At 68.9% G+C, this 11,475-nt stretch carries 8 protein-coding genes; 3 read left to right on the top strand and 5 right to left on the bottom strand.

The window, feature by feature from the left end:
* Positions 1-3 precede the first annotated feature (3 nt).
* Positions 4-495, top strand: a complete 492-nt coding sequence (gene dtd, locus VN419_RS06060) for a D-aminoacyl-tRNA deacylase (protein ID WP_325645515.1) — start codon at positions 4-6, stop codon at positions 493-495.
* Here the strand turns inward: dtd and trxC are convergent, their stop codons facing one another.
* Entirely contained in the window at positions 496-930 is a 435-nt protein-coding gene (gene trxC / locus VN419_RS06065) for a thioredoxin TrxC (protein WP_325645517.1), read from the bottom strand.
* A 272-nt stretch (positions 931-1,202) separates the two neighbouring features.
* Here trxC and VN419_RS06070 point away from each other — a divergent pair, with 272 nt between their 5' ends.
* A complete protein-coding gene (locus VN419_RS06070; RefSeq protein ID WP_325645503.1) occupies positions 1,203-3,977 on the top strand; it encodes a cobyric acid synthase in 2,775 nt (924 codons plus the stop codon).
* A gap of 310 nt (positions 3,978-4,287) precedes the next feature.
* On the opposite strand, the gene VN419_RS06075 is transcribed toward VN419_RS06070, so the two are convergent.
* From VN419_RS06075 to VN419_RS06090, 4 genes are all read right to left on the bottom strand, one after another.
* Positions 4,288-5,574: an NAD(P)/FAD-dependent oxidoreductase gene (locus VN419_RS06075; protein WP_325645505.1), complete on the bottom strand. Its 1,287-nt coding sequence runs from the start codon at positions 5,572-5,574 to the stop codon at positions 4,288-4,290.
* Positions 5,575-5,632: 58 nt separating this feature from the next.
* The gene (locus VN419_RS06080) at positions 5,633-7,396 is read right to left on the bottom strand and encodes an aldehyde ferredoxin oxidoreductase N-terminal domain-containing protein (RefSeq protein WP_325645507.1); all 1,764 of its coding nucleotides are present in this window, start codon (positions 7,394-7,396) and stop codon (positions 5,633-5,635) included.
* Positions 7,393-7,827 carry a 4Fe-4S dicluster domain-containing protein gene (locus VN419_RS06085; RefSeq protein ID WP_325645509.1) on the bottom strand — a complete coding sequence of 145 codons (435 nt, stop codon included), beginning with the start codon at positions 7,825-7,827 and terminating at the stop codon, positions 7,393-7,395. The genes VN419_RS06080 and VN419_RS06085 overlap by 4 nt, the downstream gene beginning before the upstream one ends.
* 62 nt (positions 7,828-7,889) lie before the next feature.
* Complete coding sequence (locus tag VN419_RS06090) at positions 7,890-10,610, bottom strand: bifunctional acetate--CoA ligase family protein/GNAT family N-acetyltransferase (protein WP_325645511.1); 2,721 nt, start codon at positions 10,608-10,610, stop codon at positions 7,890-7,892.
* A 239-nt stretch (positions 10,611-10,849) separates the two neighbouring features.
* Between VN419_RS06090 and VN419_RS06095 the strand changes: the two genes are divergently transcribed.
* Complete coding sequence (locus VN419_RS06095) at positions 10,850-11,323, top strand: FlxA-like family protein (RefSeq protein ID WP_325645513.1); 474 nt, start codon at positions 10,850-10,852, stop codon at positions 11,321-11,323.
* The last annotated feature ends 152 nt before the right edge of the window (positions 11,324-11,475 follow it).

An 11,475-nucleotide genomic window follows, 5' to 3' on the forward strand; every position in this document is an offset into this window, starting at 1 on the left:
GCCGTGGACGTGGTCGAGGCCGAGGACGGGGGCGGGGGCGGGGAAACCCGCCGGACGGGCGAGATCGGCCCTGGGCTGCTGGTGCTGGCGGGCTTCGGCAAGGCCGACGGCCCGGAGCTGCCGGGCACCAAGGTGTGGAGCACGCTCTGCGCCAAGGTGCTTGATCTGCGGATTTTTCCCGACGACGCGGGCAAGCTGAACCTGAGCCTGCGCGAGACCACCCAGGCGGGCCAAGCGGGCCAGGGCGGCGGGCTTCTGCTCGTGTCGCAGTTCACCCTCTATGCCGACACGCGCCGGGGGCGCAGGCCCTCCTTCACCGACGCGGCCGCGCCGGAGCTGGCCCGCAGCCTCTACGACCGGCTGGCCGCAGACCTTGCCGCCCAGTGCCCCGGACCCTTCGCCACCGGGGTCTTCGGGGCGGAGATGCTCCTCGACTTCGTCAACTGGGGGCCGGTGACCATCCTGCTCGATTCCGCCGACTTCGCCGGAGTCTAGCTAGCGCAGCGCGCCCAGGGTCCAGGTCACGATGTCGCCCGCGGGGCGCGCGCCGGACAGGCGGCCCACTTCGACGCCATTGCGGAACAGCACCAGGGTGGGGATGGACTGCACGCCGAAGCGCGCTCCAAGTGCCGGGTTGGCCTCGGTGTCCACCTTGCCCAGGCGCACACCCGGAGCCAAACGCCTCGCGGCTTCCTCAAAGGCCGGAGCCATCATCTTGCACGGGCCGCACCAGGGGGCCCAGAAGTCCACCAGCAGGGGCAGATCGTCCTTGGCCAGCAAGGCGTCCAGCAAGGGGCCGTCCAGGTGCAGCACTTGCGCCCCGGCCAGGGGCTTGGCGCACTTGCCGCACACGGCCTGGGCCAGGCGGGCGTCGTCGACTCGGTTCACGGCGGTGCAGGTGGGACAGAGTATGTGCTTCATGCCTTGCAAAATAAGCATGCCCGGCCGCGAGGCAAGAGCCCCCGGCAAGGGGGTATGCACCCCCTGGACCCGCGGGGCTTCGCGATGGCGGGAGGGGCATACTGTGCTGGCCGTGGTGATGCCTTTGGCCCAGCACGTCTCCCCCCCGACCCCTCCGCCAGGGGGGGAGAACCGACGTGAAGCCGCCCTCCCCCCTTTGTCCCGCCCTTGCCGCGCGCGGGCAATGGGGCTACAGCAGGGCAGATGCGAGTCCCCTCCACCTCAGCGCCAAGGAGCGCCCCATGCGCCAGAACCATCTGGGCGGCCTGACCCAGTTCCCCGGCTCCGCGGCCGGAAGCGCCGCCGGGCGGCTGCCCGAAGCGGACCGCTACGCCCACGGCGGCAACATCTGGAAACTGGCCGAGCGCGCGGGCGTACGGCCGGAGGAGCTCATCGACTTCTCGGCCAACATCAATCCGTTGGGCCCGCCCACGTGGCTGCCGGAGGCCGTGGCCGACGCCCTGGCCCAGGTGCAGCACTACCCGGACCCGGAAGCGGCCGACCTGACCCTGGCCGCCTGCGAACTGTACAAGGTGTGGCCCACCCAGGCCGTGGCGGGCAACGGCGCATCCGAACTGCTGCCCGCCATATGCCAGCTGGCGGCGCGCCAGGGGCTTGCGCGGGCGGTCATCCCGGTCCCGGCGTATGTGGACCAGGACCGCTGCTGCCGTTTGGCCGGGCTTGAGGTGGAGCCGCTCCTTTGCCTGGCGCAGAAGGGCTTTGCGCCCGACCTGGAAGCCTTGGCGGCCAAGCTGGACCGCCCGGCCCTGGTGCTCTTGACCAGTCCGGGCAACCCGACGGGCGCGTGCGTACCGGCGCGGCACGTGCGCGACCTGGCGCGGGCCTTTCCGCAAAGCCTGTTCGTGGTGGACGAGAGCTTCGCGGACTTCGTGCCCGGAATCGACAACGAGGCGGGCGATGAAGCTGCGGGCGGCGCGGCCGGCGCAGGAAGACTGGTGCGCCAGCGGCCGGACAACGTCATCGTGCTGGTCTCCATGACGAAATTTTACGCCGTGCCGGGCCTGCGCCTGGGCCTGTGCTTCGCCTCGCCGGAGAACGCGGCCCGCCTGCGCCGCCGCCTGCCGCCCTGGAACGTAAGCATCTTGGCGCAAAAGGTAGGCGCGCGCTGCCTGCGCGACGTGGACTACCGCAGCCGCACCATTGCCGAAGTGGCGCGCCTGCGCGAGGCCCTGACCGCGGAGCTGCGCGAGATTCCCGGCCTGCGCGTGTTCCCGGGCCAGGCGAACTTCCTGCTCTGCCGCCTGGACCGCGTGGGCATGAGCGCCCAGCCGCTGTTCGAGCGCCTGCTGTCCGAAGGCCTGGCCATCCGCCTGTGCAAGAATTTCGAGGGCCTGGACGACAGCTACTTCCGCATCGCCGTGCGCACCGGGGAGCAGAACGCGAAGCTGGTGGACGCCCTGGCCCGCTTCTCCGGGATCGTCAAGGCGCAGCCCCCTGTGATGACCCGAAGGGTCCCGGCCATAATGGTCCAGGGCACCTGCTCCAACGCGGGCAAGAGCGTGCTGGCCGCGGGCATTTGCCGGATTCTCCTGGAAGACGGCTTCGACGTGGCGCCCTTCAAGGCCCAGAACATGTCCAACAACTCCGCCGTCACGCCCGATACCGGCGACGGCGGACGCGAGATTGGCCGCGCCCAGGCCACCCAGGCCCAGGCCTGCCGCCTGACGCCCGACCCGCGCATGAATCCGGTGCTCTTGAAACCCACGGGCGACACCGGCTCCCAGGTGCTCATCCACGGCAAGCCCGTGGGACTGATGAACGTGCGCGAGTACCACGCCTACAAGCCCCAGGCCTGGGCGGCGGTGACGCAGGCCTACGACTCCCTGGCGGCGGAGCATCAGGTGATGGTGCTGGAGGGCGCGGGCAGCCCGGCCGAGGTGAACCTGAAGGACCAGGACATCGTGAACATGAAGATGGCGCTGCACGCCGGGGCCAAGGTGCTCCTGGTGGGCGACATCGACCGGGGAGGCGTGTTCGCGGCCCTTTCCGGCACCTACGACATTCTGGACGAGGCCGAGCGCGCCACAGTCATCGGCCACGTGCTGAACAAATTCCGGGGCGACGCCAGCATTCTCGGTCCGGCGCTCGATTTCCTCTACCGCCGCACAGGCAAGCCGGTGCTCGGAGTGGTGCCCTGGCTTCCCGAGCTCACCGGGGGGGCCCTGCCGGAGGAGGACTCCGTGGGCCTCGGCAACACGGGCTCGACCCGCAGAGCCAAGCGCCCGGACGCTCTGGACATCGCCGTGGTGGTTCCGGCGCGCATCGCCAACTTCAACGACCTGGACCCGCTGGCGGCCGAGCCGGACGTGGCCTTGCGCCTGGTGCGCGACGTGCGCGACCTGGGCGCGCCGGACGCGGTGATCCTGCCGGGCAGCAAGAACACCATCGACGACATGCGCGCCCTGCGCGGCGCTGGGCTTGCCGCCGCCTTGCGCGCCCTGCCCGAGGCCACCAGCGTCATCGGCATCTGCGCGGGCTTGCAGATGCTCGGCACCCGCGTGGACGACCCGCTGGGCCTGGAATCAGGCCAGAAATCGGCGGACGGCTTCGGCCTTCTGCCGCTCAGCACGGAACTCAAGCGCGACAAGACCCTCACGCGCGTCTCCCTTGCGCACCCCGCGTCCGGGCATGCCATCAGCGGCTACGAGATCCACCACGGCGAGACGGTGCTCGAAAACGCCGCGGCCATCCCGCTCTTTACCGACGCCACGGGCCGCGCCCTGGCCTGGGGCCTGGCCCCGCAAGGCGACGACGCGGACTTTCCGCGCGTGTGGGGCACGTACCTGCACGGCGTGTTCGACGAGGACGCCTTCCGCCGCCAGTTTGTGGACTCCTTGCGCCAGCGCAAGGGCCTTGCGCCCCTGGGCGAGCCGCAGACGCGCTTCGGGCTGGAGCCCGCGCTGGAACGCCTAGCGGACTTCCTGCGCCAGCACCTGGACATGGGCCGCGTGTATCAGGCCCTGGGCTTGCAAAAGCCCGGCGGTCTGCTGGGATAACGGTCCCCGGAGCGCTGCCCCCGAGCCCCGCCAAAGGGCACGAGGCCCTCTGGACTCCCGGTGGCGTTCGGTTTTGTCTCAGGCGCGAAAGCCGCATGAAGCAGAACAGAACGCGGAGGGTCCGGGCGGGAAGCGGCACAGGGCATCGTTGGCGCTGGCGAACCCGTCCCGCTTCCCTGCCCCCAAAGAAGAAGCCCCGGAGCGCAAAGCGCTCCGGGGCTTCTTCTTTGGCCTGCGGGTCCAGGGGGTGCATACCCCCTGGCGGGGTCTGGGGCAGCGCCCCAGCCAAATCCCTGCTCTCCCTTCCGCCTCATTCCAGCGGGTTGCGCCTGCTGATGAGCCGCACCACGCGCTCGGACAGGAAGTAGTCCACAGCCCAGTTGGCGAGCACGAACAGCCTGTTGCGAAAGCCGATGAGGTAGGCCAGATGCACGGCCAGCCACAGCAGCCAGGCGGGCAGCCCTTTCAGGGTGAGGCCGCCCATGCGCGCCACAGCCGCGCGCTTGCCGATGGTGGCCATCATGCCCTTGTCGAAATACTTGAACGGCCGCGGCTGTTCCCCGCGCAGCAGGCGCAGGATGTTTTGCGCGGCGTGCCGCCCCTCCTGGATGGCCGGTGGCGCGAACATGGGCAGGGGGCGTCCCTCGTGCTCCGCCCGGCAGATGTCGCCCGCCAGAAAGACCGCCTCGTGCTCCAGGCTTTGCAGGGTGGGCCGGGCCAGCAGCTGCCCGTTGGGTGCTTGGGGCAGGCCCAGGCGCACAGCCAGCGGCTCGCCCTTCACTCCGGCCGTCCAGACCACGGTTGCGGCATGGATGACACCGCCGTCCTTCAACTCCGCGCCCTGCGCGCCAACGCGGCTCACCTGCGCACCCAGGCGCACGTCCACGCCCATGGCGGTCAGTTTGGTGCGGGCGTAGTCGCGCAGATTTTGTGGAAAGCCGGGCAAGAGCCCGTCGCCCGCCTCCAGCAGGCTCACGCAGGGGCGGTTCAGCCCCAGACGCGGGAAATCGCGCTTCAGCGCCCCGGTCATGAGTTCGGCCATGGCTCCGGCCAGCTCCACGCCAGTGGGCCCGCCTCCCACCACCACGAAACACAGGCGGTTCAGCCGGGCGTCGGCGTCCGCCGTCCAGGCCGCGGCCTCGAAGCTGCGCAGGATGTGGTTGCGCAGGCGCACGGCCTCCTCAAGGTTCTTGAGCGAAAAGGCGTGTTCGTCCGCGCCAGGCACCCCGAAGGTGTTGGTGACGCTGCCGGGCGCAAGCAGCAGATAGTCATAGGGCAGGCGCAGTTCCTCGCCGTCCTGGCCCTCGGCCAGCAGCTCGCGCTGCGCGAAGTCCACGCTGCGCACCTCGGCCATGAGGAAGTCGAGGTTGGCGGCCTTGCGGCCCATGGCGCGGATGACCCCGCGCACCGGCGCGGCAATGTGCTCGGACTCCACCGCCGCCGTGGCCACCTGGTAGAGCAGCGGCAGGAAGGTGTGCGCATTGTTGCGGTCGATGATGAGCACGTCGCAGGGGCCGCCCGCCAGCTCCCGCGCGGCGAAGATGCCGGAAAAGCCGGCTCCGACGATGATGACGCGGGGCTTTTTGGACTGCCGCATGCTGCGCTCCGCTTGGTTTGTTCCGCAGGGCGGGAACGGCGCCCATCGTGCCGTGCGCCTATACGTTGCCCGCCGCTTCCTCTTCGCGCCCCAGCTCCATGAGCCTGGCGGCGTAGGCTTGGCGCAGGGTCTCCATGTATTCGGTGTCGATGGGGCCCTTCCAGGTGTTGATCTCGGTGTAGCGCTTGGGGATCTTGGCCTGCATGGGCGCGTAGCCGGAGCGCATGCGCAGGCGCCAGCGCAGCCGCTGGATGGCCGTGCCCGCGCTGTCCAGGTTGGCGGCCACATCGGCGTAGCCCAGGGAGGACAGGGCCTGTTGCAGGCGCTCCGTGGAGTACACGCCGCGCGCGAACAGGCAACCCACCATGCTGGTCAGGACGATGCGGCTGGCCTCGTCCTTCACGAACCCGGCCACGACCTTGGGCGCGTCCTTGTCCTGGGGCTTCTGGTCGGCGGAGTAGGCGCTGGAATCCAGGTGCGAATGCCGGAAGCTCAAGGACTCGGACACGAAGAAGGTTTCGCCGGTGGCGTAGCCCGCCATCTCCTGGCCGAGCACGCAGGCATAGTCCTCGCCGTGGTAGTGCTCGGCGGCTTTCATGGTGCCTTGCGCCAGGCGGCGGTAGAACTCGTTCGTGCCGCGCCCCAGGTGGCCTATGGCGGTCTTGTAGCCTTCGGCCTCGCCGAATTTGAGCGGGGTCAGGGTCTCGGCCTCGGTGACGTGCCCTTTTTCCAGGGCCTCCGTGGCCCAGGCCAGGGCCACGCCGCCGCTCATGCAGTCCAGGCCCTCGCGCTCCACCGCGTCCATGAGGCCCAGCACCGCGAAGCCGTCGGTCATGCCGAGCATGGAGCCGAGCGAGAAGATGGGCTCGTAGTCGTAGGCCACCTGGCGGTACAGGTAGCGGTTGTCGGCCATGAACTTCTCGCGCAGGTAGCCGATGTGGATGCAGCCCACGGGGCAGCCCGCGCAGGCGGTATTGCGCAGCAGCATGTCCTTGGCGAAGCGTTCGCCGCTGATGCCGTCGATGCCGGGGTCGGTGGTGGCCTGCAAGTTGCGCCAGGGCAGGCTCTTCAGTTCGTTCAGGGCGGCCACGTTCCCGGCGGTGCCCAGGTCGTGGTACTTGCTCATCATGGAGGTCTCGGTGAGCTGCTCGTAAATCTCCTTGAAGACCTTGGGGTATTCCTTGTTGCCCTCGGGCAGCGGGAACGAGGCGTCGCCCTGGATGGCGATGGCCTTCAAGTTCTTGGCGCCCATCACCGCGCCGGAGCCCATGCGCCCGAAGTGGCGGTAGGTGTCCACGTTGATGCAGGCGTAGGCGCAGCCGGTTTCCCCGGCCGGGCCGATGCGCAGGATGCTGCGCATGCCGGAGCCGGGCAGCATGTTGCGCACCATCTTGCCGGTGGTGAACACGTCCTTGCCCCACAGAAACGGCGCGTCCTTGATGTCCATGTGCTTGTGCCCCACGGAGAGCACGCAGGGGCGCTCGGCCTTGCCCACCACGACCAGCGCGTCCATGTCGGCGAAGCGCAGGGCCAGGGCGCTGCGCCCGCCCGCGTGGGATTCCGTGTACTGGCCGTGGTAGGGCGAAAGAAACGAGCACACGGTCTTGCTCATGAGCGGGAAATAGCCCGTCAGTGGCCCGATGGCGAAGATGAGGGGCTGTTTGGGGTCGGTCCAGGGCGCGCCGGGGTCGCCGTACTTCTCGAACAGAAGCGCGGCCAGGCCGGAGCCGCCGAGCCAGACCTCGCGGCCGGGCACGTTCTCCACATGGGTCTTGCGGGTGGAAAGGTCCACGATGACGACGCGGAAGTGCGGGCGGATCATTCGGCCACCTCCTGCACGAAGTTGGCCTGGCCCTTTTCGGCCAGCTCCAGGCAATCGTGGGGGCAATAGGGCACGCAGCGGCCGCAGTGCAGGCACATGTAGGGATTGTCCAGCTCGTCCTGCACGATGGCCTCGATGGGGCAGGCGGCCACGCACTTGCCGCAGCGGATGCACAGGGTGCGGTCCTGCTTCACGCCGCCGTCGCTTTTGCGGGGGGTGAGGGACCCCGTGGGGCAGACGGCCGCGCACGGGGGCGGATCGCAGGCCAGGCACACGCGCGCCTCGAAGCCGGTGGATATGCCGCCGGAGGAATTGATGCGTATGCCTGCGGTGTACCAGGACAGGCGCTTGTGCACCAGCCTTGCACAGGCCAGCGAGCAGCTCTGGCAGCCGATGCAGCGCTCCATGCGCGCGGCGAAGAAGGTCTTCATTGTGTCTCCCGACTCTGTCTGTGGCGGTTCAATATATGTGGTTCAGGCTTGGGAGGTCTGTTTCACGCCGGACCGGCCGGCGCGCTCAAGTCCAGCACCATGTCCACCAGCTCCTCATCGGGGTTGAGCTTGATGGCGAAGCCGAACTTTCGCGCCAGGCCCTGCATGGCCTTGTTCTCCACCAGGGTCTGGCCCGAGAGGTGGCGGGTGCCGCGCGCGCGGGTGTAGTCGATCATCTTGCGGAACAGCAGGCTGCCCAGGCCCGTGCCCTTCTGGTCGGAGCGGATGATGATGGCGAACTCGGCGTCGGTGTTGTCCGGCTTGGTGGCCGTGCGCACCACGCCGAGCGTTTCCGGCAGGCCGCCCTCGGTCAGCGCGCTGGCGATGAAGGCCATCTCGCGGTCGTAGTCGATCTGGGTGAAGCGGGCCATGTCCTTGTGGTCGAAGTCCCGCCGGACGGACCCGAAGAAGCGCATGCGCAGGTCGTCGTCGGAAAGCTGCTTGATGAAGGCGCGGTGCGCGGCCTCGTCCTCCGGCCGGATGGGCCTGAGGGACACCTTGCGGCCGTCCTTCAGCACCGCCGGCTCCTCCAGCTCCTTGGGATAGGGGCGGATGGCCAGGCGTTCCGCGCCCAGGCGCGATTCCCGGGCCACGCCCATGCGCGCGCCCAGGCAGAGCACGCCCATCTCGTCGGCGTAGAGCGGGTTGATGTCCAGGCTGACGATCTGCGGCACGTCGATGACCAGTTGGGCGATCTGGATGATGGTCAGGCAGATGTCGTCCACATCGGCCGGGGCGTGCTGGGGCGTGCCGGACAAAAGCCCGCTGATGCGTGTGCGCGAGACAAGCTCCCGCGCCAGACTCATGTTCAAAGGCGGCAGGGTCACGGCGCGGTCGCGGATCATTTCCCGCGCGTCGCCGCCGTGGCCGAAGGCGATGACCGGGCCGAACACCGGGTCCAGGTGGGTGGAGACGAACAGCTCGTGCGCGCCTGCGCGGCGGCCCATCTTCTGCACGGTGAAGCCGTCGATGTAAGCGTCCGGCCTTTGGCGCGAAACGCGGGCCAGAATGCTGGCGCAGGCCTCCCAGACCTTGTCCGGGCCTTCCAGGTCGAGCACCACGCCGCCCACTTCGTGCGGCTGGCTGATCTGCGGGCTTTTCAGCTTCACGGCCACGGGGTAGCCCAGCTGGTCGGCGGCGATGACCGCCTCGCGCGCGCTGGTCACGTGCCGCGTTTCCACCACGGGAATGCCGTAGGCCGTGAGCACGTCCTTGGCCTCGGCGCTGGTGAGCTGGCTTCTGCCCTCGGCCAGGGCCCGGGCGCAGGTGTCGCGCGCGGCTTGCGTGTCCGGGAAGAAGTCCGAGGGCAGCGAGTCCGGCGTCTGGATCAGGAGCTCCTGATTCTTCTGGAACTGCACCATGTACAAAAAGGCCCGCACGGCCTGCTCCGGGGTCTCGTAGGTGGGCACGCCGCCATCGGCGAAGACCGCGCGCGCCTTCAGCGCCGAGTCCGAGCCCATCCAGGAGGTGAGCACCATGCGCTTGGCGCGCTTGGCCTGCAGGGCCACGGCCGCGGCCACCTCGATTTCAGACAGGCCCGCAAAGGGCACATGCAGCAGCAGCGCCGCGTCCACGCCGGGATCGCTGAGCAGGATCTTGAGGGCTTCCACCCAGTCGGCGGCGCGCGCGTCGAAGCGCAGGCCCACCGGATTGCCGCCGTCCCAGGCGCCGCCCAGGAGCTTGTCGAGGGCGAGAGTGGTGTCGTCGGTGAAATGGGCCAGCCTGCCCCCGCCGGAGAGCAGCGCATCCGCCGCCATGATGCCCGCCGAGGCGCCGTTGGCCAGGATGGCCAGGCGGTCGCCGCGCACGGGCCGCCCGCCGGAAAGGGTCTGGGCGGCGTCGAACAGTCCGTCGATGCTGCCCACGCGCAGCATGCCCGCGCGGCGGAAGGCCACGTCGTAGACCTCGTCGGTGGAGGCGCTGGCGGCAAGTTCGGCGGCGTCGCCCGTGGCGGCGGCAAGTTCCGCCAGGGCCGCGTGCAGGGCCTGGCCGGGGCGCAGGGCCAGCACCGGCTTGTTGCGGCTGGCCGCGCGCGCGGCGGAGACGAAGCCCCGCGCATCGTGGATGCTTTCCACGTAGAGCAGGATGGAGCGCACCAGCGGGTCCGCGCCCAGGTGGTCCAGAATGTCGGCAAAGGTGATGTCGATCTGCGCGCCCAGGGAAATGATGTGCGAAAAGCCGATGCCGTGGCTGCCCGCCCAGTCCAGAACCGTGGTGAACAGGCTGTCGGACTGGGACAGGAAGGCCGTCTTGCCGGGCAGGCAGCCGGTGTGGGCCAGGCTGGCGTTCAGGTTCAGCGAGGGCACGATGAGCCCCATGCACTTGGGCCCCAGGATGCGCAGGGCCGGGGTCTGGGCGGCTTCGAGCATCTCAGCGCGCAGGCGCTGGCGGCTTTTCTCGTCCAGGCGGGCGAAGCCGGGGCCCATGAGGGCCACGGAACGCGTGCCGCGCGCGCGCAGGGCGTCGATGATGGCCGGGGCCTCCAGCAGGGGGCGGCAGACGATGGCCAGGTCCGGGGTCTTGGGCAGCTCGGCCACGGTGGCGTAGGTCAGCACTCCGGCGATGGCCTCGGCCTCGCAGCTCACGGGCATCACCGGCCCGGTGAAACCGCCGCCCATGAGGTTCTTCATCACCACGTGGCCGATGTTGGCCGGGTCGTTGGCCGCACCGATGACCGCCACCGCCTTGGGGCTGAAAAGGGAGTCGAGATTGGTCAGGCTCATGCGGCACCCCGTGTGCGGACTTCTGGCAGGGGTTCGCCCGGCGAAGCGCCGGGTCAAGGTTCTGATAGCCCGAACACGCGGCGGGTGGCAACACTTGCCGCCCGGACGGCGGGCATGAAAAATGCTTATCCGCCCTAAAGGAAATTTCCACCTGGTCCGAAAAGAGAGTGTAGGTCCATTGCGCCTCCGCTCCTGAAATAAAGGCCTCACAAAACCCAAATTTATTACAGGAGACGAAAATGGATATTTCCACCTACGCCAACAGCCTCACACAAACCACGTCCGACAGCGCCACCAGCCTGACCATCGGCTCCATGGCCAAGTCGAGCAAAAGCACTCTGAGCACCGGCAGCGATTCGTCCGAGTCCTCCGGCTCCGGCGGCGACACCGTGAGCATCTCGAGCGAGGCCAAGGCCAAAGCGGCCGCTGGCAGTTCCTCCACTTCTTCGAGCGACTCCAGCAGCGAGAGCGAAACCACGGTGGAGAAGCTGCAGAAGCAGATCAAGGAGCTCCAGCAGCAGATCAAGGACGCCCAGAACGACAGCACCCTGAGCGCCGACGAGAAGCAGTCCAAGGTGCAGCAGCTCCAGGCTCAGCTCATGATGGTGCAGTCGCAGCTCATGGAGGCCCAGTCCAAGAGCGCCGGCTCCTCCTCCAGCTCCAACGGCGGCACCAGCGCCGAAGGCTTCGCCAGCAGCCTCACCGGCGCGTAAGCCTTCCGCCCCAGGTCCCCTTCCTGTCCGGGCCGCCCGCGCGCTTCGTGCCGCCGGCGGCCCGTTCGCGTTTTCGCGCCCCGGGGCAGGACTTTCCAGACGCCTGTTCTTTTCGTGAAAAATCGCACATATCGGCCTGCCCAACCATACCC

The organism is Humidesulfovibrio sp. (assembly GCF_035560995.1).
Lineage (GTDB): Bacteria > Desulfobacterota > Desulfovibrionia > Desulfovibrionales > Desulfovibrionaceae > Humidesulfovibrio.